This window comes from Indolivaga alginatilytica, assembly GCF_003201355.1.
Classification (GTDB): Bacteria; Bacteroidota; Bacteroidia; order Bacteroidales; family Dysgonomonadaceae; genus Dysgonomonas_A; species Dysgonomonas_A alginatilytica.
Window position 1 is genome coordinate 1 of record NZ_QICL01000002.1, and the last position, 23361, is coordinate 23361.

Sequence of the window (23361 nt, forward strand, 5' to 3'; positions counted from 1 at the left end):
AGGTGGATTGTTTATCTAATCCTTATATGATATAATACCTTTTATGGAATTAATGTTTATGTATTAGTTTAGTGCATCAATGTATATAGATGGGAAAGATTATTATAACGCCTCCATTCTGGTGGAATGAGTGGTCTATCTGCTTTTATATTATAGTGGTGATCACCCTTTTGATTCTATTGCTGAACTTCCAGAAAAGAAAAGAGGAAAAGAAGAATAAGGAGAAGATCGATAAAATGAAAGCCGATCAGGAGAAAGAAGCTTATGATTCGAAGATAAATTTCTTTACCAATATTGCACACGAGATACGTACTCCGGTGAGCCTTATTATAGGACCGTTGGAACAGATTACGGCAAACAGCCATTCTCTACCTGAGGATATTGTGTCTGACCTCACTATTATAGACAGGAACAGTCAGCGGCTGCTGTCTCTGGTTAATCAATTGCTCGATTTCAGAAAAATAGAAAGGGAAACAATCCGGATTTCGCTATCGGATCAGAATATTTATGAATTTCTTCTGGCTATCCACGATCGCTTTAAATCATTCATAGAACATAAAAGCATAAAGTTTATTTACTCATACAATGATAAAAACTTCCGTACAGGTATAGATGTCGAGAATCTGACAAAGGTGGTAAGTAACCTGTTGAATAATGCCTCGAAATACACGAAAGACTATATTGAGTTGAACCTTCATGTGGATACCGCAGCAGATAAATACAGTATTTCTGTCATTGATAACGGTATGGGTATTCCTGAGAATGAACGGGAGAATATATTCAAGCCGTTTTACCAGATTTCGGGAAGTGATAAGTCCGGGACGGGAATCGGCTTATATCTGGTGAAATCTATAATAGATGCTTGCGCCGGAAAGATTACGATAGAAAGCGAAATGGGTAAAGGTTTGACTTTCTCCGTAGAACTGCCTATAATTCACAAGATAGATTCCGACAAGGAAGAGACAGTAGAATCAGCCGTCAGTATTGAAAAGGAGAAAACAGACTTAGAGAATGTTTATTCATATAATCAGGAGTCTCTATTAGAAGATAAACCAACGCTTCTGATTGTGGAAGACAATTTGGACATGCAGTATTTTCTGCATAAAAATTTCACTGCCTCCTATCACGTGCTTCTGGCGAATAATGGCTTAGAGGGAATCAAGATGCTGGAGAAGAACGAAGTCGATATTATCATCAGTGATATAATGATGCGTGAAATGGATGGAATAGAGTTTTGTCAAAGAGTAAAGATCTCTATCCTGTGGAATCATATTCCGGTTATCCTGCTGACTGCCAAAACGAATATCGTCTCTAAGATTGAAGCGCTGGAAATAGGGGCGGATGCTTATGTAGAAAAACCATTTTCGATGTCTTACCTTTCGGCTCAGATAAATAACCTTCTCGAATCAAGAAAGAGCCTCCTGAAAAGGTTCACGGAAACCCCTTTTACTTCTTTAAAGAGCATTGCAGGAAATAAAGCGGATGAAGAATTCCTGACCAAATTACATGACATAATAGAAAAGAATATTTCGAATGTCGATTTCTCTGTCGAACAGTTAGCCGAAGAGTTATGCATAAGCAGTTCGGGCTTATTTGCTAAAATAAAGAATCTGGCAGGGATTACACCCAATAAGCTTCTGCTGATTGTAAGGCTTCGGAAAGCTACTGAATTACTGGCAGAAAATAAGTACCGGGTAAATGAGGTTTGCTACATGACCGGATTTAACAGCCCCTCTTATTTTGCGAAATGTTTCCAGAAACAATACGGAGTATTACCCAAGGATTTCAACGAAAGCCGGCAGTAGGTCCCACACCATATTGTTTTAACGGTTTTGGTTTCATAAAGAAAGGTTGCCTCGGGAGAACCCGAGACAACCTTTGCTGTATAAGAACCATTCGTACCGATGATTATCAATTTCCGTCGAGAGAACTTGGCGGAGCCTGTTCAATCAGTTCCATAAACTGATCCAGTTTAGGAGTAATGATTATCTGCGTTCTACGGTTACGGTTTTTTCCTTCGGGAGTGTTGTTATTGGCAATCGGATTATACTCTCCACGTCCTGCAGCAGTCAGACGTTTAGGATCAACCCCATACGTATTTTGCAATGCCTGAACAACAGATGAGCCGCGTAAAGCACTCAAATCCCAGTTGTTACGGATGTTAGGACGGGAAATAGGATCGGTGTCGGTATTTCCTTCCACCAATACATCATACTCTTTATAATCCAGAATGACCTTCGCAATCTTACTAAGAGTTTCACCTGCTTTATCGCTTATCTCGAAGCTGCCGGAACGATACAACATGTTGTCGGACAGTGAAATATACACAACGCCTTTCAATACTTGAATATCAAGATCCTTCATTTCTTCGCGACTGAGCGAACGGGTAAGATTATTAACCATCACCAGATTCAAAGAATCGGATCTGTTTTTAGCTTGTACCAGATGCTGAATAAAGCGGTTGGATGCATTGATTTCATCTACCAGTTTTCCAATATTCGCATTACCTTGAGAACTATGCTGAAGACTCTTATTCAATGAATTTTGCATTTCAGCTAAAGCTGTACGCAATTCCTCATTGTTTTTTCGGGCTTCTGCCAGACTTTCTTCTAAACTTGTTGCACGAGTGCGGCTTTCGGTCAACTGCAATTGACTTCCCTGAAATTCAGTTTGCAGTTGTTTATAATCTGTTTCCAGATTTTTAAACTTTCCCTTAGTGACACACCCCGTAAACATTAAACTTGCTGTTAATATCAGCAACGACCAAACAGAATATTTCATAAACTAAATCTTATTATTGAATTTAATTATATAATCAATATTAATAACAACAATGTTCATTAATTGTTTGAGGTCGTATGGCTTATATCCGTTAATATCTTACACGGGTCAATAACTTAAATAAGTAGCTGTAAATATTTAATGCTGTATTTTTGGTCGTAGGGGCAGACCTATGTGTCAGCCCGATACAGACAGGTGAACACATAGGTTCACCCCTACACCAAAGCAATAAACAGGTCTTAGACCTTAGTTATACAAAAGGGTGACAAGAGTCACAAAAAGTAATCGGTAAAGTGACAAAGGTGACTATAAAGTGTCACTTTTTCGATTTTTTTAATATCTTGTTTATCAGTAATTAATGATTTAAAAGGTTACAAAAGTAACAAAAGTGACACTTTTTGTACACTTCTTTTTTCTCTTTGTTCCTGTCACCTTTTTTATCATACCTTATCCTTTACAGATAGATAAAAAAAGTGGGCTTATCTGCTAAAAAAGAAGCTTGTAACTGACTGACGCACCTCTTACGAGGTTTGTCTTTCATTTTGCCTTGATGCAAAACGAAACAAAAGATCAAGACTGAGCCTTTTTACCCGACCCGATACGTGCTCGAAAGCGAAAACAAAAAATACGTTTAATGCTGATTTCTTTTTGTTTTTTACGCTTTCTTCCCACATCGGGTGCCCCGTGTAATCGGCAAGGTCGGTAGCCTGACGGATGTAATTAAGACGATTAAAGAACTTGTAAATCCTTTAAAATGAAAAAACAGACTAAAAATAAATGAAGAAATGTTCGGCAATCTTATTCGGTTGTATACGCAATATTAGAATAAGCAGTTGAATTACCGTTGTATATTCTATTACCGCTTATGGTATATACAATATCAGAGTATGCAGTTGAGTTACCTCTGTAGATTTTGCCATCGCTTATGGTATATACAATATCAGAGTATGCGGTTGAATTACCTCTGTAGACTCTGCCATCGCTTATGGTATATGCAATATTAGAGTAAGCAGTTGAGTTACCATTGTATATTCTACCATCGCTTACGGTATATACAATATCAGAATAAGCAGTTGAATTGCCTTTATAGATTCTACCGTTACCGGCATAACTAATCAAACTTATACAAAGCAAAACGGACATTAATAATATTACTTTTTTCATAATGTTAAATTGTTAGGTATTTCGTTTGACTAAGAAACAACAAAATAGTTTAACGTAGAGAATAAAATAATATAATTATCTTCAAAAATAACCAATAAAAAGAAAAGAGGAAATAACCCGAGTCATTCCCTCTTTTTTGTGCCTTTCATTATTAAGCACCATTTCAAACACATTTAGATTCAGGTTAATAAATACAGATTGGTTGTTGAATAACTATAATTAATATCGTCGATTTGCAAATAAGCTTCTGTGCAGGCATTACCTCGAGTGCGGCACGAGCGTGTAGCTTTCGAAAAACGTATTTCGACTATCAAATCAGGATTCTTTTTATAAGTAACGTCTAATATTTAATGCGATGTTTTATCAGTATAACTATCTCCGGTTTTTATGCCTGCCAAATCAATAAAAAGGTCTGAGACCTTATCACAAAAATAGGAGCTAATCATGTAATAAAATATTTTACTACAAGATATTATATTTGCTGAATATCAGCAGATATTTTACTTTTGGCAGAGAAAAACCGAGAATATGGTAAATTATTACCCAAGTTGCGGTAAAATATCTTAATTTAGCACTAAACTTCAACGATACACATTTGTTTAATCAACTGATAACGATATATAAATATGGAAACTGTAGCCAAAAAGAGAAAGAAAATCAATCACGGAAGAAATTTGCGGATTGCAAGAACTAGTATGGATATCACACAGGAAGATTTAGCTTTCAGAGTAAACATGTCTCAAAGTAAAGTATCTGCTTTGGAACTCGAAGAAGTAATAGATGATTCTGTCCTTGATAAATTCGCAACGGCTCTAAATGTTCCTGTTAATTTCCTGAAAAATTTTGAGCCTGAGGAGGTGATAAATTCTTATAATGTATATGAAAATGAATTTTCAATGACACATGCAGAAAATTCACAAGGGGATATTATGGGGCAGAAAATTGTTGAAAGAGAAGAAAATATATACAATCCACTTGATAAAGTTTCCGAATTATACGAAAGGCTTCTAAAAGAAAAAGATAAGCAAATAGAAGAACTAAAAGTAAACCGTTAAACAGGTTTAAATTTTATAAAGAGTCCAACGGCAATCATTCCTTTGTTTAGCGTAGGTTGGCATCCGTCAGGCTATCGACCTTGTCGGTTGCACGGGGTATCCGATGTGATTGGAAGCGTAAAAAACAAAAAGAAATCAGAGTCAAAAGTATTTTTTTGTTTTCGCTTTCGAGCACGTATCGGGTCGTGCAAAGAGGCACAGTCTTGATTTTTTGTTTCGTTTTGCATCAAGGCAAAATGAAAGGCAAGCCTCGTGAGAGGCGCGACAGTAAATATAAATCTGTGGTTATCTGTGTTCTGAGAAGTTTACTTATCTTTGTTCTAAGTTTACACATTTACTAAAAATAGCACTTCATGAGAAAAATAAACCCAATATTGGTATTATTTCTGACAATAGGGTTTTTGTTACTGACAAACGCCTGTAGCCGTAAGGGTTCACGTACTATCGACCCCGAATTTGCACGTTATATTGCAGCTTTTACCTACGGATCGGTTTCCTCCGTATCTTCCATACAAATTGAATTGAATCAGGATATGCCTTCTGTCGAATTGAATGCGGAGGTAGATCAGGATTTATTCGAGTTTTCACCTAAAATTAAAGGGAAAGCCTATTGGGTAAATACACGAACCATCAAATTTGTACCCGAACCGGGGGAGTTAAAGCAAGGCGAGACTTACGATGCTTGGTTTAAACTCGATAAAGTACTTCAAGTAGAAAAAGACTTCAAAGAATTTTACTTCTACTTTAAAGTACCCGAGCAAAATTTTGCGGTAGATATGTTACCCTATTCCCCAACAAAGGACAATGACCTCACATGGAATACAGTGAGAGGAACACTATCATTAGCAGACGAAGCCTCTATGCCCGATATTGAAAAAATGCTATCGGTAGAAGGAAATTCCAATACAGCAGTCGTAAAAATAGAAGCTACGGACGTAAAAGGTCGGTATGCCTTTACCATTGACAGCCTCAAGAGAACAACTCAGGATCTGACCTATACACTGAAAGTGGACGGCTCGCCTATCGGAGCAAAAAGAGATGCGGAAAAACTTCCGATAGTGATTCCTGCAATTAATGCTTCCACATTCTCGGTTATTGATGTGCGTACCGCTTACGAGCCGTCGGAATGTATCCGTATTACATTCAGCGACCCGTTATCTAACAATCAGAATATACAAGGGTTGGTCAATCCGAATGGAATCGAAAATTTTTCATACGAAATACAAAAGAACGTACTGAAACTCTATTTAGATGGCAACAGTAGCAATACAAGTGTCGATCTGAATATCTTTAAAGAACTGAAAAGCTCTGAAAATAAAACCTTGGATAAGAACTACAATTACCAATTATCTCTTGAAAAGAATAAACCTGAGATTAAATTGCTCAACTCGGGTAATATTCTCCCCAATTCCGATAATCTGAACATACCCTTCCAGGCGGTCAACCTGTGGGCTGTAGATGTTACAATTGTCAAGATATTTGAAAACAATGTATTAGGATACCTTCAATCGAATGATTTTGGAGGTGATAACGAATTGAGACGCTTCGGTCGTTTAGTGCTTAAAAAGCAAATCAGGCTCGATGAAGACCATACCATGCGATTGGATCAGTGGAATAATTTCTTAATAGACCTATCCACACTCATCAAGCAAGAGCCGGGTGCAATCTATCGGGTTAAGTTTACGATGAAGAAAGAATATTCATTATACCCCTGTAGTGGAATAGTACCTCAAGTGCCTCAGGAAGCGGGTTTGGAGAGATTCGACAATCGTATGTCGGAAGAAGACGAAGCTGTTTGGGACATTCCTCAAACCTATTATTATGATCCTATAGATTGGGAGGATTACGATTGGGAAGAAAGGGAAGACCCTTGTAAAAGCAGTTATTACAGCAACCGCTCATCCGACTGTATTGTGTTTGCCTCTAATATAGGTTTAGTAGCCAAAATAGGTTCAGACAAAAAAGTAACGGTCGCATTAACCGATATACTTACCACAAAACCCATATCGGGAGCAGTTGTGGATGTGTATAATTTTCAGATGCAGCGTATAGGATCGGCTAAAACCGATGGCGACGGATTTGCTACTATCGATTATAAAGGCGGAGTTCCTTTTGTGGTGGTTGCTGCAAAAGATAAAGATAAAGGCTATTTGAAACTGACTTCTAATCTTTCTCTATCCCTAAGTAATTTTGATGTCAGTGGAAAAGAAATACAAAAAGGCTTGAAAGGTTATATATACGGAGAAAGAGGTGTCTGGCGTCCGGGCGATTCTATTTACCTGACATTTATATTGGATGATAAAGTAAATCCCCTGCCTAAAGGGCATCCTGTATCATTGGATTTATTTACACCGACCGGTCAGTTGTATCAGAAACATGTAAATACATCGGGCAAAGACGGGTTCTATACCTTCAAGCTGGCAACCGATCCGGGAGCCATTACAGGTAACTGGCGGGCAGATATAAAAGTAGGGGGAGCGACTTTCTCTAAAACCATAAAAATAGAAACCGTAAAACCTAACAGGTTAAAAGTCCGGTTGAATGTCGGAGAACTGATTGATGCGAGCAGAGGTGTCTTGAACAGCACTTTGTCATCGCAATGGTTGCATGGAGCAGCAGCATCTAACCTGAAAGCAAGTGTTGAGATGACTTTGTCTGTTGCCGGAAATCCATTTAAAGGATATGAGGCATATTCGTTTAATAATCCTGCAAGTAATTTCAGTACCGATACATATACCATATTTGAAGGAAGGCTCGATGCAAGCGGCAATGCTAATGTGGCAGGAAAACTACCTCCGGCATCCAATGCGCCGGGGATGCTTAAGGCAACTTTAGTATCGAGGGTATTCGAAACGGGAGGCGATGCAAGTATCTATTCGCAGACTGCGGCTTATTCTCCCTACTCGGCATATGTCGGTATCAAATCGCCTAACGAATCTGACTACGAAATGTTGGAAACAGGAAAAGACAATATGTTGGATATCGCAACCTTGTCTCCCGACGGAAAACCTCTTAACAGATCGGATATCAATGTGAAAATATATAAGATTAAATGGTCGTGGTGGTGGAACCGCAATAACGACGATTTATCTTCCTATGTCAACAATACATCTGCCAATGTAGTATTGGATAAAGACGTGGCAACTGTTAGCGGAAAAGCCAAAGTCAGCTTTAAAGTAGAAGATTCCGAATGGGGACGCTATTTGGTGATGGCAACCGATAAACAAGGCGGACATATAGCAGGTAAAGTTATATATGTAGACTGGCCTGCATGGAAAGGACGTTCAAACAAAGAAGATGCTTCGGGACTAACTATGCTATCTTTTTCTACGGATAAAAAGACACCTTATCAGGTGGGTGAAAAAGTAACGGTAACCATTCCTAAAAGTTCCGATGGTAGAGTATTAATCAGCATCGAAGACGGAACAAAGGTAATACAACGCGATTGGGCTAAAACCAGTGCCAAGGAAGATACAAAATATACATTTGAAGTAACGGACGAAATGAACCCGAACTTCTTCATCTTTGCAACACTTTTGCAACCTCATGCTCAAACCGATAATGATTTGCCCATACGTTTGTATGGCGTATTGAATATCAAGGTTGAAAATAAGAATACGATATTGACTCCTGTTATAACTATGCCTGATGAACTTCGGCCTGAAAAGGAATTTTCAGTTTCGGTATCGGAGAAAAATAAAAAGGCAATGACCTATACTCTGGCTGTGGTAGATGAAGGTCTGCTTGATCTGACTTCATTTAAAACACCCAATGCGTGGACAGATTTCTATGCTTATCAGGCATTGGGAGTTCGTACATGGGATATGTTCGATATGGTAGTAGGAGCGCAAGCCGGAAAATTGGGTCCATTGCTTAGTATTGGTGGTGACGAAACTCTTAAACCATCGAGCAATCCTTTGAACAGATTCAAACCGGTTGTGAAATTCTTAGGACCGTTCACGATGAAGAAAGGCGAAACACAATCTCATAAGATAAAGCTCGATCCGTATATCGGTTCAGTACGTGTGATGGTAGTAGCCGGATCGCAAGAAGGAGCATATGGAAACACCGAAAAAACAGTGGCGGTGAAAAACCCGTTGATGGTTTTATCTACCCTTCCGAGAGTTGCGGGACCCGATGAGGAGATATTACTTCCTGTAAATGTCTTTGCAATGGATAAAAAGGTGAAGACTGTAAATGTAACAGTTCAGGCAGCAAACGGATTATTCCAGTTTACAGATGGAACAACCAAATCGGTTACGTTTACCGAAACAGGAGATAAAGTGATTTACTTTAAAGTGAAAGTTGCGAAGAAAACAGGAGCTGAGAAGGTAACCATTAAAGCAAGTGGCGGAGGCGAAAGCTCAAATGAAACCATAGATATAGAAGTGAGAAATCCTAATCCTCCGATTATATTGACTTCGGAGGCTTTGGTTTCAGCCGGTGATTCACACGAATTAAATATTAATCTTGATTCGCCAACTTCTGATGATTGGGTTAAACTTGAAGTGTCACGTATGCCGGCTGTTGATTTAAGTAAGAATATGGCTTATCTCTACGATTATCCATATGGCTGTTCGGAGCAAGTAACTTCACGCGTATTCCCTCTATTATATGTAAGTGCATTCCGAAAATTCTCGGAAAAAGAAACCGAGAAGATGAAATATAATATCAATGAAGCGATCAAAATATTGTCGTCACGCCAATTGGGTGATGGTGGTATTGTGTACTGGCCGGGTAGTTCATACCCAACAGAGTGGGTGAGTACTTATGCCGGACACTTCCTGATCGAAGCTAAAAATAAAGGATATAATGTTCCGGAATCTGTTATCAGTAAATGGAAACAATTCCAGAAAAAATCAGCACAACGATGGAATAGGGGAGATCTTTACAGTTCTTACTATTCGTATTCGATGACCGACCTGCAACAAGCATATCGCTTGTATACTTTAGCTTTGGCAGGCGATCCCGAATTAGGAGCAATGAACCGATTGAAGGAAATGAAAGATCTTTCGATACAAGCCCGTTGGAGATTGGCGGCAGCATATGCTATTACAGGTAAAAAGGATGCAGCACAGCAGATAATATCGAATGTACCTTTAACTGTTGATAATTATTCAGCATTTAATAATACTTATGGTAGTCCGGCTCGTGACGTTGCCATGATAATGGAAACTAACCTGCTTTTAGGCAGAACCGAAAAAGCATTATCGTTAGCCTCCCAAGTATCGGAAGAATTAAGCTCCGATTATATCTCTACTCAAACAGCAGCGTATGGTTTGATAGCCATGTCTCAGTTGGCTGAAAAGATGGGTAAAGGAGCAATAGCTTATGACTGGAGTTTGAACGGCGCACCTCAAAAAGTTGAAAATTCGGCTCAGGTATTCCATGAATATACGATTAAGCCACAAGAAGTTGTAAATATCAATTTTACCAATAAAGGAGAAGGGCAATTGTATGTTCGTCTGATTGGACGCACTCAACCTCTGGTAGATACATCTCGTCCTAAAAATGACGGAATAAATCTCTATGTGAAATATGTAGATGATAATAACAATGAGGTAGATATAACTTCGCTTCAGCAAGGAACTGAGTTTTTTGCGAATGTGATTATACAAAACGTTTCGGGCGAATCTATCACCGATTTGGCACTAACCCAGATATTCCCTTCAGGTTGGGAGATATTCAATAACCGATTGTTTAATGCAGCCGCTGATGCTACCAGTGGATCGTTTAATTATCAGGATATACGAGACGATAGGGTGATGACATTCTTTAATCTCGGCAATGGATATTCAACAGCCGTTAAAGTTCGTTTGCAAGCAGCGTATTGCGGTCGGTTCTATCTGCCTGCAGTATCTTGTGAGGCAATGTACAAACCGCAAACTCAAAGTCGTACTTCGGGTATGTGGGTCGAGGTCAAGCAATAAGAGTAAATCGATAATATTGAAGAAAAGCCGTATACAATAATGTATACGGCTTTTTTATGTAATGTAAATTGGCTTATTTATAAAGTATTATTATATATCCAATCTGAGGTCTGAGTAATCATTCATTCTCCGCCACCACTCCTTTTTGTTCAGCTTCCACATCGGCTCTCGATTTACTCTGTGTAACCAGATATACCCCGATGAGAATCATAACAGCAGATAAAGCTTTAGTCCCCGAAAAACTGTCTTGTCCTAAACCGATAGCAATAAATGATGCTATAAGCGGTTGTAGGTTATTGTACATAGAGATAGTTGTTGCCCTGATTCTTTTTTGAGCCACAGGTATAAGTGTATATGCAATGAATGTCGCAAAGAGCAATGTATAACCGATAAGCAGAAAGGGCAATACTTCCGATTGGGAGAATAGAGGAGCACTAACTAAATCTTTATATAAAAATGGAAGTAATATAACGGTTGAATACAAGAACATCCACTTCATTAAGGTGATAGAGGAATATTTAGCAGTCAAAGGACGGGTTACAACCAGATAGGACGCATAACTTAGCGAACTGCATACTACAGCCATATTCCCTTTCATGCTTGAGTCGGTGGTAATATCTCCATGATGACTTGTGTAAACTAAGAATATAGCACCGAGCCCACCTAATAATACACCCGAAACCTTCTTTGTTGTGATAGGCTCTTTTAGTACAAGAGCAGCTATAACCATGGCAAAAAGAGGGGTGCTTGTTGTGATTATAGATGCATCGACAGGAGAAGTATTATTCAATCCGAAAATAAATAGTCCCTGATTGAATGTAATACCTAAAAGTCCCCCCAGAAAAATTGTAAAATGATCTTTACGATCAATCTTTTCTTTAGTCACAAAAAGTGAAGCTGTCCAGAAAGCTATAGTAGCAAATACCATTCGTGCAATAGTAAGCCCATAAGGGCTGATATACCCCGATTGAAGGAGGTATTTACTGATGGGAATGTTGATTGCAAAAAAAGTAACAACACTGAACATAGTTATATGCCCAACCTGTTTTTGAGAAAGTTTCATTTTTTATACGTATTGTATGATACTATTTCGTTTGTTGGCTTGCGTTTTTTAGGTCTCAATTCCTGAGCCGGATAGCCGATCAGTATGTCGAGTATGACTCGTTTAGAGTCGGGTATGTTTAGCAGTTTCTTTATCTTTGATTCGTTGAACCAGCCTAATATGCAGCTTCCCAATCCTTCGGCTTCGGCAGCCAGACAAATATGTGAAGCGGCAATACCTATGTCTACATAGGCAAAATGTTTGTCTTTGATAACGCCTCCGATCCCCGAACTTAGATTAACCTTTTCTTCAACCAGAAGAATATGTATGGGAGCTTGTTTTGTGAAGTGATTCATTCCCAGTAGTCGCGCAGAAGCAGCATCTGCAACCTTATTCTTTAGTTCCGATTCGTCCACTAGAACAAGATGTACGGATTGTGTTTCACTTTCTGTCGGATTTTCAATTGATTCAAGAGTTTCATCAATCAATTGGGCATCGTTTACTACTACAAAGTGCCAGGGTTGTGCATTGCAAGCAGATGGAGCCAGTCGGGCGGCCTCTATAATCCGTTCGATCTTTTCGGCTTCTACCGATCTGGTTGTGTCGTATTTGCGTGTGCTTTGTCTCCTACTTGCAAGTTCAAGAAAATCCATAATGTATGTGAAATAAATATAGCCAAATAAGTATTGTCATATTATTCAGTAATAACGTTTTCCGGTTATGACATTTACCAGAGCCACAGATTTGGTCTGAGACCATAATTAAAGCCTCAAAATTACGCAATTAAATGACAGGAAACCTTTTCACCCGGATATATTTTCGGGAAATTATTTCTTTAACCTCTTTAGCGTATCTTCTATCATTTCCATTCTGTTTTTCAGCTTGTTGGTAGCAGCATCCAGCGTGTAGCCTTCATCCAGTAATTCTTTAATTAAAAGCATCCGCTTGATATTTTCGTAATTGTATCTGCGGTTCTTGCCTTCTTCTTCTGTTAGGCTTTTGATAATGCCTTTGTCTTCCCAATAACGGATTTGCCTTGTGGGAATACCTGTTATTTGAGATACTTCGCCAATACCGACAATTAGTTTGTCAAGAAACTCAAAATCAAAGGATAAGTTTTCGTTTTTTTTCATTTTGTAAATAAATTACAATTATTGTTGCAAATCTAAATAATATATCCTTAATTTGCAATTGTAAATAATCGACAATTGTTGCATTGTTTAGGCAATTTGTGTAATTAATTTTAAAAAAAAGAAATGGATAATAGAAAAGTAGAATCAACAGTAATCTTAAAATGCAAAACAAATAAAATACAAGAATTTAGAATTGCAGTAGCAAAACTAGTGAACGAAACCGTTAAAGAGCCGGGGTGTGAAATCTTCAGGATATTTCAAAACAATGCTCAACCGGATGAATTTATCCTCTGGGAAATATTTAAAGATGCAGCAGCTCTGGATATACACATGAAAGCAGCACATACTCAGGAGTGTTTTTCTTTGGGATTGTTTGAAGTTGTATCCGCGACCCACCATACCGAAGTTGCATAACAGTAATTTTTTTAAAATATAAAAAGTGGATCAACAAATTTTAAAAGGTAAATACGCAATAGTAACAGGAGGGAGTGATGGCATCGGCTTAGCTATTGCTAAAGTCTTTGCCGGGAATGGAGCAAACATTGTTCTTATTGCCCGAAATGAAAAAAAATTAGAACAAGTAAAACAAGACTTGTCGGTTTATGGCGTTGGTATCTATACGTTTGCGGCTGATCTGGGAGTTTTGCCTTCTGTGAAAACAATTTCGGAGAAGATATTAAGAACTATTCCTAAAGTTGACATTTTAATAAATAATGCAGGAATAGGGCGCTTTATTCCTTTTAAAGAAACGAGTGAAGAAGCTCTGGATCTGCATATCAACCTAAACATCAGAGCACCCTATTTTTTGACTCAGTATTTATTAGAATCTTTAATAGAGTCTAAAGGAAATGTAATTAATATCTCATCTTATTTTTCTCACAGAATGCTGTCGGGAAGAGATTCCACAGCATACTCGCTGACGAAGGGTGCAATAGATTCTTTTACCAAATCGCTAGCTTTTGAGATGGGTAAAAAAGGAGTTCGGGTAAATGCCATTGCACCGGGCAGTATACAGACTCCACAGCTTAATCTGAATATAGAGAAGCTTACACCTCACGAACAGGAAAGATTTAGGGAAATGATACAAACCATTTATCCTTTGGGCAAAATAGGAGAGGCTGAAGATGTAGCTCAGGCGGCTTTGTTTTTGGCATCTGATCAGGCTAAGTGGATTACAGGCTCTATCATGTCTGTCGATGGTGGACTAACTACAAATTAACTAATGAACAGAATTGTATGATGATTAAAAAAATATTCTTATTAGCGGCATTTGTAATGATTATACTGCCTTCGATTGCCTCACAAGAAAACGAAAAAGTAAACAATATGGAAGAACAGCAAATTAAAGAATTGTTAGAAGAGAAATATATTAATGCTGTAGCTAATAAGCTGGATACCGATAAAATGTTAGAATTGTTTCATCCCGATTTTGCAATTTTCTCTGCAGATGGTGAGGAGCTGAAAAGATTTCCCCTTTTGGAATGGAAAAAGGCTGTGGATGATTATAAAAAGGACAATAAAGGAAATCCAGGATTGCGAACATTGACATATGATTTTGCCTCCATTGATGTAACGGGCAATGCCGCCGCCGTAAAAGTGCTATTATTTAGAAATAAAGAGCTGATAGCTACCGATTATATTTCTTTACTCAAATTTAACGGAGTTTGGAAGATTGTGGCGAAAGTGCCTTATGCACATGTTGACAAGCCATTTTGATTTAAATAGAAATATCCCCTTAGACATTAAAACTGAGGGGATATTTTGCTCATTACAACAGTATATTTATTTAACAAGAATAGTTGCTACTCCAACCAGAATTGCAACAACACCTAAAATAGTTTGCGGTAAAAACAGATTGTCATCAGGTTGGGGATTTTTCTTCAACTTGATATACCTGTAAATAAAGAAAACTGCTATAAGTATTTCTATTGAACTGCCCAAAATCAAAAAATACCAGTACGTTGCATTTTCGTCGATTACACTGTATCGTATCGTGCTCAGAATTACAATTCCTACTGTTCCCCAGATAATAAATAATGGAGCCAGCCATACTTTTACAACGGCTGCTTGTTTGGTTATCGGCTTTTTGTTGAATAGAATAGCTATAAGCCCTAACACAATTAAAATTATTGCATAAATCATATCGAATTGTTTTTAATAAATAGTGATATTCAAATATAGGAATTGTTGCCGAAATAGCCCTGTTTTATCTATTAAAAACGAAAAGATATATATGTAATTTATGAATAATTGCCCTGTTCTTTACTTAACGAGTCCGCCTCCCAGAGCTTTATATAATTGTACGGTTGACGTAAGTTCATCCAAAATAGCATTGTTGAGGGTAATCTCAGCATCAAACAACTGGCGTTGAGCATCCAATACATCCATATAACTTACGATGCCGTTTACATATTGTAGTCGGGCGAGTTTTTGATAAGAGCGTACAGAGCTATATAATGTTTCTCGCGATTTGCGTACTTCTTGCGTTTTCTGATAAGTATTAATGGCATTGTTTACTTCCATAAATACACTTAGAATTGTTTTCTCGTAGCTGTATACTTCCTGTTGGTAAGCAGCTTTAGCTGCCTGATGGATGGCTTTATTCTTTCCCATATTGAATATTGGTCCTGCAAGGGAGCTGCCTATAAACCATGCCGGACTTTTAAGGAAGTCTGTCAACTCCGAATTTTCAGCACCTAACCGACCCGTAAGATTCAGTGACGGGAGAATACTTGTTAAGGCTACACCTACTTTGGCATTGGCTTCTATTAATTTCTGTTCGGCCTGTATTACATCCGGACGACGTTCCAACAACGAAGAGGGAACATCTACCGGTAGACCCGGTAATATGGAATGGGTGCTTATGTCAGTGTTACTGCGTGGAATGCCCGACGGAAACTCACCCAAAAGAACAGACATGTTATTCTCCATTAGTTTTATTTCATTTTCCAAGCTTGGTATAAGAGGTTCGGTACGTGCCACCTCTACCAAACTTTGACGGTAAGGCATCTCAGAGGTCAAACCTCCCTCATGCCTCAATTTGGCAAAATGTGCACTTTCTTGAAGAGCTTCCAGTGTTTGTTTCACTATCTCCAATTCGCGATCTAAAGCTCGCAGTTTAAAATAACTTTGTGCCACTTCGGCAATGATGGTGAGGCGTAATGCTTGCTGGGCTTCTACCGATTGCATATATGAAGCTATTGCAGCATCGTTTGCCCATCGGAGTTTTCCCCATATATCTACCTCCCAACCAAAAGTTAAGTTAGTATGTATTTCGGGAGTATATTTTGGATTATTTCCTCCATAGTTGAGATGTTCCTTTTGTGCGACTCCATCAATGCCTATTTCGGGAAATATATTTGCAAATGAAATGCGTTTGTTGGCAATCATTTCATTGATGCGGGCGGTTGCAATAAGTACATCTCTGTTATGATCAAGGGCTTTTGTGATCATGTTTTGTAAAACAGAATCTTTGTATAATGTACTCCATCCTATGTCGGCAGCTTCTCCTTCCTCCAGTCCTTTGGCTTCAAAAGAATGTGGCATGCCGTCCATCACGGGGCGTTGATATTTACTTCCTATCTTACAAGAGAAGAATATAACATTACAGAGGACTAATACACTACATATATATTTGAGTTTGCTCATTTATCTTCGTTTAAAGGTTATCAATAAGTACTTATGATATTTATTGATTATTTTTTTCGTTTAAATATCTTGGGATATTTTATGTCGGGTAACTTGAACTTCTCTTTTGCTTTATATACCATCACAAAGAAGAAAGGAACCATTACAATACCAAGTGTACTTGCTACTATCATACCAAAGAACACACCTGTGCCTATTGAATGCCTGCTCGCAGAACCGGGTCCCGAAGCCATTACCATAGGAAGCATACCAAGTATAAATGCAAATGATGTCATCAAAATAGGTCGGAAACGTAATTTTGCACCTTGTATGGCTGCAAATACGGGTTGCATACCTTGGTCTACCTGTATTTTTGCGAACTCAACGATTAAGATCGCATTTTTAGCAGCTAATCCTATCAGAGTAACTAAACCAACCTGAAAATAAATATCATTATCAAGCCTTAAGGCGGTAATTCCTAAGAATGCACCAAGCAAGGCGATAGGCATGGATAGCAATACAGCGATAGGAACTGTCCAACTTTCATACTGAGCGGCTAGGAAGAGGAATACAAATAAGAATACCAATCCTAAAACAATACCAGTTTGTCCTGTCGCTTTTTGTTCTTGGAATGATAATCCGCTCCACGCAAGACCTATATTTTCGGGTAGTTTCTCTTTAACTATTTGTTCTATTGTTTCCATCGTTTGTCCCGAGCTGTAACCTTGTGCAGGTGTTATCTGCATAGATGACGATGTATACATATTGAATCGGCTGATATTACCGGGACCTGTTGTATAGCTTGTTTTACCCAATGCCGTAAGAGGAACCATAGAACCATTCTCTGTCTTTACAAAAAAGAGATTTATATCGTCTGCTGTTGCTCTGAACGATTGATCGGCTTGAATATATACTTTGTAGATACGGTTAAACATATTGAAGTCGTTCACGTAAACCGACCCAAGATAGGCTTTCATCGTAGAAAAAATATCAGACATGGGTACTCCCAGTAACATGGCCTGATCCCGGTCTACATGAAAGTACAGTTGAGGTATTTCAGATTGCAAAGAGGATGATACGTTGGCAATACCTTTGGCTTTAGAGGCATAATATACAAATGTATCGCTGGCTGCAACAAGGTCGTCCCAAGTAGCATCCGACCGTGCTTGTAGTTTCATTTCCACACCTCCTGCGCCTCCCAATCCGGGTATGGCTGGCGGGCTGCTTACAAATGCCCGTGCTTCGGGGTAATTATAGAATTCTTTTTGTACATCTCTTATTACATCATTAACACCTTCGCTTCGTTCCTCCCACGATTTAAGGATAACGGTCAAAGTAGCACGTCCTTGGTTAGTTCCTACACGAGGACTCGATCCCGTTACGTTTTGCACATAATCTACAGCATCGTGATGATCCAGATAGTTTATGGCTCTCTCGGTAACAGTACGCATACGTTCGAGAGTTGTGCCTTCGGGCATCTCGAGTTCTACTGTAAAGTAGCCTTGGTCTTCCTGAGGGATAAAACTTGTAGGTGTTATTTTATTAAATACAAATATAAGGATGAGTACCATTCCGAATCCTGCCATAATTCGGCGTGGATTATTAATTACTTTTACCAGAAGAGTTCCGTATTTAGAATTTCCTGCGGCTAACCATGTATTGATCTTTCGGAATACGACATTCTTTTTTTTATGAGATGGTTTTAATATAATGGCACACATCGCAGGGCTCAGGGTAAGGGCTACTATTGCCGATATAATTACCGAGACGACTATTGTTACCGAGAATTGCCGATAAAGCGAGCCTGTAATACCATCAAGAAAACTTACGGGAACAAATACGGCTGCCAATACAAGAGCTGTTGCAACCAATGCACCAACCAGTTCCTGCATGGCGATATGGGTTGCCTCTCTTGCGCTGATTCCTTTTTCTTCCATAATCCGCTCGACATTCTCAACAACGACTATGGCGTCATCAACGACTATACCAATAGCGAGAACCAGTCCCAATAGAGTAAGCATGTTGAGGGAGAATCCCATCATAAGCATAAATCCAAATGTTCCGACCAGAGATATCGGAACGGCTACAATAGGAATGATAGATGCGCGCCAGTTTTGTAGCGATAAGAAAACCACAAGTATCACTAAAAATAAAGCTTCGAAAAGTGTTTTATATACTTCGTGGATGGATTCAGAAATATATTTTGTCATATCGAAAGGGATCAGATAGTCGATACCCTCGGGGAAATCTTTCTTAAGATCCACCATCGTAGATTTTACCTGATTGGCTACTTCCATAGCATTAGCACCCGGTAGCATATATATACTGAGGATGGTTGCACTCTTTCCGTTCAATCCACTTTCGGTACTGTAAGACGAGGCTTCTAATGACACGCGTGCCACATCTCGCATACGGATAAATGACCCGTCGCCACTTGCTCTTACTACAATGTCTTCAAATTCGCTTACGGTCGATAAACGTCCACGTGCAGTGATGGGCATTGCTACATCTACATCTATTATAGGTTGCTTACCGAGTTCACCCGCAGCCGATTCTCTATTCTGATCTTTTAAAGCGTTCTGTAAGTCTTTTACTGTGAGTCCGAAGCTTGCCATTTTATCGGGATACACCCATATTTGCATACCGTAATAACGGCTGCCGACATTGGAAACCCTACCTACTCCGGGAATACGTCTGATAACATCCAGAACGTTTATGGTTGCATAGTTGCTCAGATATATTTCGTCAAACTTAGGGTCGTTCGAAGCCAATGCTATCGTGAGTAATTGGCTGGCTGCTTGTTTTTCTACTGAAATCCCATTCTGAAGCACTTCGGCAGGCAGACGGGATTCTGCAAGTTTCACCCTGTTTTGTATTTCAACCGCAGCTAAATCGACATTGGTACTTACATCAAAAGTTACTGTAATGGACAGCCCTCCCGAATTAGAACTGCTCGACTCCATGTAAATCATACCGGGAGTACCGTTCAACTCCTGCTCTATGGGTGTTGCCACTGCCTGAGAAACGGTGGTTGCGCTTGCTCCGGGATAGGATGCACTGATTTTAACTACCGGAGGTGTTATCTGCGGATATTGCTCGATAGGTAGAAGTGCCAACCCGATAATTCCGACAATAACGATAAGCAAAGAAAGTACGGTCGAAAGTACGGGTCTGTCTATAAAAAATCCGGCTTTCATTTGTTTTCCTCCTTTTGGTTATTTTGATCTAGTCTTACCTGTGTGTCTATTTTCTTTTGCTCGTCAAGAGTTCTGGGTATAACCTTCTCTCCATGAGTGAGCTTTTGAAAACCTTCTACTACAATCTTTTCTGTGGTAGATAGTCCTCTTGTGATTACAATTTTGTTATTCTGTTCAGGTCCGGTTTCTACAAAACGTTTTTCGGCAATACTGTCGGGGCGAATTACGAATATAAATGCACCTCCTTTTTCTATTGATATTGCCTTGCGAGGTACTACCATTACATTGTCCAATACATCAAGTAATAGTTTTACCCGTGTAAATTGTCCGGGAAGAAGTACTTGATTTGGATTTGGCAGAACAGCACGTACTCCGAATGTTCCCGTTTTGGGATCTACCTGAGGTGCGGCAAAATCTACAATTCCCTTTTTGCTGTAAACGGTATTATCAGCCAATGTTACCTCTACTGTCGGTTGCCACGACCGGGTGGAATCTTGTTCTCCCAAGTGCACATTGCGGCGTTGGCTTCTCAGATAGTCTAATGATGTCAATTTGAAATCCACCAAGACTGTATCTCTTTGAACTACTGTTGCCAGCAGCGAAGTACCTGATGTTCCCACTAGAGTACCTATGTCTACATAACGTTCGCTTATATAGCCTGATAAGGGCGATCTTACTATTGTATAGCTCAATTGAAGTTCGGCTTGTGCTAAATCGGCTTTGCTCATCAATACACTGGCATTTGCCACGTCCAGAGCTGCTTCTGCATTATCCAAGTCGAGTTGACTGGCTGCATTCTGCATATATAGCGGGCGTAACCTTTCTACGTCTCTTTTCGATTTGGCAGCCATAGCTTCATCTTTCTTTAGTTGGGCTTTTGCTTTTTCTACTCTGGCTTCGTAGGTTGCCGTATTGATGTAAAAAAGAGGTTCGCCGGCAGCTACCTTTTTTCCTTCCACAAATGTCATTCTTTCAAGAAAGCCTTCTACCCGTGCACGTATTTCCACATTACGGGCAGCTTTGATGAGACCGACATAATCTCCGAAAATCTGGATATTATCAACTTTCACATTTTCTACTTCTACAACAGGAGGCTGTGTTTCATTCTTTTTGCATGCACCCAATAGCAAGATACATAGAGAAATGACAAAAAGGATAGGTTTGATATTTTTCATAAATAGACATTAATTACATAAAGCGAAACATATTCAGGTAAGGAGCCGAAAAAAAACGGCACTCAACATAAATAGTATTGTGGTTCGGGACATGTTTCATCCTATAGAGGAATGTAAAATTAGTAATCCGAATCAAAATACTAAACTTGAACACACTCTTGTTGTGTATTGTTCGTTAAATTTAAGTGATATTAGTATTATGAGAACGTTTTGATCTCTTTGTAGTTTTGGTAAGTAGATTAACTATAGTTGATTATAGTTTTAGGGTAATCAAAAGCTTTTTTATTTATAACTCACTTTCAAAAAATGAGTAGCTCTTTTATCTTTGGGAGGAATCTTCATATAATCGCCATACTGTTTTTTGAGATAAGCATCGGTACTCCCCGGAGCTGAGAATATTTTCCCTTCAAACTCAATTGTACTCAGAGGAAACATATAACTAGCATGATGATTGGTAGTATTGCCAATTCCATAGCTATGTAAAATATTCTCGGGACGTGTAATAGAGCATAATCCTCTGGCAAACCAAATCAATAGAATGCCGATAGGGTACATAAAGAGTGATAATGTATACTCGTAAAAATAGTTTATTGAATGAAATGGGTTTCCTCGTTTGAGTCGGCGGTATGATCTTCCATAAAAAAAGTCGACTATGTTTTTTAGAGGTTTATAGCTTCTCTCTTCCGGAAATATATCTATGTATATTCCTTTTTCTGAGTAATTATCCAGTATATCATCTTCTTCAGCAACAACAGAATGTTTGTCTCTTACCTTTGAAAATAACAGACGATAGCCTTTGTCTTTAGGCGTCTGTAAATAGAAATCCGAGGGAAGTTCTTTTTCTAGGATTCTTAGTAATTTTCTGTAGTCGGGGAGAAGGAGTTCTATGTCAATATCATCGTCCCAAGGGATAAAGCCACCGTGCCGTGCAGCACCTAACAGAGTGCCTCCGCTTAACCAATAGGGGATGCTGTGTTTGTCGGCAATTGAGGTTACTACTTGGAGTATTTCAAACATTTTGAGTTGTAATTTTCTCAAGTCCGAACCTTCAGGGTTATATTCTCTTAAATCTTCTTCCATATCTATTAACATCGAGTAGACAAATGTAATCATTTAAGCTATTAAGAAAGGAAGGCATGTTGTAATAAAAGACAGAATAATGTTCTTCATTATTTAATTTGTAACTTTATTTTACTGCTTTAGAAGCTTTTTTCTTGCCTTTTATGAAGGGTAACAGGAGGACACTGTTATCTTAAAGTGAAGCATTTGTTTCAGAAGAGAGCAAAAAAATGTATTTTTGTTTATCTGAACCTTAAAATTAAGGCTTAAGACCTTTTTATTGCTTAGTTGGAAGTGATAACCAAAGACAGTTATAATTATAAAACATGGCAATAAATGTTTCACATTACTTATAGTAGAATAAGATGAAGGGTGTTCTTTCTTTCTTGTATCAATGGCTTATTTTTATTCCTGTTCTTGTTGTGACCAGCATTGTTACGGCAATTCTTGTGATGCTGGGTTGTTCAATCGGAAACCGTAAATTCTGGGGGTATACTCCTCCCGAATATTGGTCTAAAATAGTTTGCAGAGCTGCTTTATGTAAAATTACAGTTAGGCAGAACGATAAATTAGATCCCGATCAGTCTTATATTTTTGTTGCGAACCATCAAGGGGCGTTTGATATTTTTCTTACCTATGGCTATCTGGGTCATAATATTAAATGGGTACAGAAGCATGAATTACGTAAAATACCATTTGTAGGCAAAGCATCCGAAATTGCAGGGCATGTTTTTGTTGACAGCTCGAATACACGGGCGTTGTCACAGACTATACATAAGGCAGAAAGAGAACTGGAAAAAGGAGTTTCAATGGCTATTTTTCCCGAAGGGCAACGAACTTATACCGGGAAAATGGGGAAGTTTAAAAAAGGAGCATACATAATCGCTACTCAAATGCAGCTGCCTATTGTTCCGGTTACTTTGAATGGACCTTTTGATATATTGAAAATACATTCGAGAGCAATGAATTTGGGCAAAAAAATGGAAATAATAGTTCATGATCCTATCCCGACCGAAGGGCTTACCGAGCTTGATATTCCCGATTTGATGAACCGAACTCATAAAATCATAGAATCGGAACTCTGGGATAAATACAAATAGAGTTTTGAGGAACAAACGGTATTAAGTAAATGAAAGCATTTAATGATATACTTTCGAATTATAACAGACTATTGCTGTTATGCTTACTAAAGCAATAA

The 23361-nt window shown here is 38.6% G+C and carries 17 protein-coding genes; 7 read left to right on the top strand and 10 right to left on the bottom strand.

What is annotated here, in order from left to right:
• The first annotated feature begins 89 nt into the window (after positions 1–89).
• Positions 90–1805, top strand: a complete 1716-nt coding sequence (locus CLV62_RS02735; protein WP_110309268.1) for a hybrid sensor histidine kinase/response regulator transcription factor — start codon at positions 90–92, stop codon at positions 1803–1805.
• Positions 1806–1911: 106 nt separating this feature from the next.
• Here CLV62_RS02735 and CLV62_RS02740 read toward each other — a convergent pair whose 3' ends face one another.
• Positions 1912–2781 carry an OmpA/MotB family protein gene (locus CLV62_RS02740; protein WP_110309269.1) on the bottom strand — a complete coding sequence of 290 codons (870 nt, stop codon included), beginning with the start codon at positions 2779–2781 and terminating at the stop codon, positions 1912–1914.
• Between the two features lie 798 nt (positions 2782–3579).
• On the bottom strand, positions 3580–3945 hold the full coding sequence (locus CLV62_RS02745; protein ID WP_110309270.1) for a hypothetical protein: 366 nt from the start codon (positions 3943–3945) through the stop codon (positions 3580–3582).
• Positions 3946–4571: 626 nt separating this feature from the next.
• On the opposite strand from CLV62_RS02745, the gene CLV62_RS02750 reads away from it, so the two are divergent.
• Together CLV62_RS02750 and CLV62_RS02755 are read left to right on the top strand one after the other, a co-directional pair.
• On the top strand, positions 4572–5000 hold the full coding sequence (locus CLV62_RS02750; protein WP_110309271.1) for a helix-turn-helix domain-containing protein: 429 nt from the start codon (positions 4572–4574) through the stop codon (positions 4998–5000).
• A 353-nt stretch (positions 5001–5353) separates the two neighbouring features.
• Entirely contained in the window at positions 5354–10930 is a 5577-nt protein-coding gene (locus tag CLV62_RS02755; protein WP_110309272.1) for an alpha-2-macroglobulin family protein, read from the top strand.
• A 118-nt stretch (positions 10931–11048) separates the two neighbouring features.
• On the opposite strand, the gene CLV62_RS02760 is transcribed toward CLV62_RS02755, so the two are convergent.
• The 3 genes from CLV62_RS02760 to CLV62_RS02770 form a co-directional block, all read right to left on the bottom strand.
• Positions 11049–11993: a DMT family transporter gene (locus tag CLV62_RS02760; RefSeq protein WP_110309273.1), complete on the bottom strand. Its 945-nt coding sequence runs from the start codon at positions 11991–11993 to the stop codon at positions 11049–11051.
• On the bottom strand, positions 11990–12625 hold the full coding sequence (locus CLV62_RS02765) for a nitroreductase family protein (protein WP_110309274.1): 636 nt from the start codon (positions 12623–12625) through the stop codon (positions 11990–11992). The genes CLV62_RS02760 and CLV62_RS02765 overlap by 4 nt, the downstream gene beginning before the upstream one ends.
• A gap of 174 nt (positions 12626–12799) precedes the next feature.
• Entirely contained in the window at positions 12800–13105 is a 306-nt protein-coding gene (locus tag CLV62_RS02770) for a MerR family transcriptional regulator (protein ID WP_110309275.1), read from the bottom strand.
• A gap of 123 nt (positions 13106–13228) precedes the next feature.
• Here CLV62_RS02770 and CLV62_RS02775 point away from each other — a divergent pair, with 123 nt between their 5' ends.
• From CLV62_RS02775 to CLV62_RS02785, 3 genes are read left to right on the top strand one after another with little or no spacing between them, the layout of a single operon-like run.
• Positions 13229–13519: a putative quinol monooxygenase gene (locus CLV62_RS02775; protein WP_110309276.1), complete on the top strand. Its 291-nt coding sequence runs from the start codon at positions 13229–13231 to the stop codon at positions 13517–13519.
• Positions 13520–13544: 25 nt separating this feature from the next.
• Positions 13545–14324, top strand: coding sequence for an SDR family NAD(P)-dependent oxidoreductase (locus CLV62_RS02780; protein ID WP_185144243.1), 780 nt, complete (start codon positions 13545–13547; stop codon positions 14322–14324).
• Positions 14325–14341: 17 nt separating this feature from the next.
• Positions 14342–14821: a nuclear transport factor 2 family protein gene (locus CLV62_RS02785; RefSeq protein ID WP_110309277.1), complete on the top strand. Its 480-nt coding sequence runs from the start codon at positions 14342–14344 to the stop codon at positions 14819–14821.
• A gap of 66 nt (positions 14822–14887) precedes the next feature.
• Here the strand turns inward: CLV62_RS02785 and CLV62_RS02790 are convergent, their stop codons facing one another.
• The 5 genes from CLV62_RS02790 to CLV62_RS02810 all read right to left on the bottom strand — a co-directional run bounded on the left by CLV62_RS02790 (position 14888) and on the right by CLV62_RS02810 (position 22184).
• A complete protein-coding gene (locus tag CLV62_RS02790) occupies positions 14888–15247 on the bottom strand; it encodes a hypothetical protein (protein WP_110309278.1) in 360 nt (119 codons plus the stop codon).
• Positions 15248–15367: 120 nt separating this feature from the next.
• On the bottom strand, positions 15368–16753 hold the full coding sequence (locus tag CLV62_RS02795) for an efflux transporter outer membrane subunit (RefSeq protein ID WP_110309279.1): 1386 nt from the start codon (positions 16751–16753) through the stop codon (positions 15368–15370).
• A gap of 47 nt (positions 16754–16800) precedes the next feature.
• Positions 16801–19929, bottom strand: coding sequence for an efflux RND transporter permease subunit (locus tag CLV62_RS02800; protein WP_110309280.1), 3129 nt, complete (start codon positions 19927–19929; stop codon positions 16801–16803).
• A complete protein-coding gene (locus CLV62_RS02805; RefSeq protein WP_110309281.1) occupies positions 19926–21104 on the bottom strand; it encodes an efflux RND transporter periplasmic adaptor subunit in 1179 nt (392 codons plus the stop codon). Before CLV62_RS02805 ends, CLV62_RS02800 begins: the two co-directional genes overlap by 4 nt.
• Positions 21105–21386: 282 nt before the next feature.
• Positions 21387–22184 carry a LicD family protein gene (locus CLV62_RS02810; protein ID WP_245903977.1) on the bottom strand — a complete coding sequence of 266 codons (798 nt, stop codon included), beginning with the start codon at positions 22182–22184 and terminating at the stop codon, positions 21387–21389.
• Between the two features lie 344 nt (positions 22185–22528).
• Between CLV62_RS02810 and CLV62_RS02815 the strand changes: the two genes are divergently transcribed.
• Entirely contained in the window at positions 22529–23263 is a 735-nt protein-coding gene (locus CLV62_RS02815; RefSeq protein ID WP_110309282.1) for a lysophospholipid acyltransferase family protein, read from the top strand.
• Positions 23264–23361: the final 98 nt, after the last annotated feature.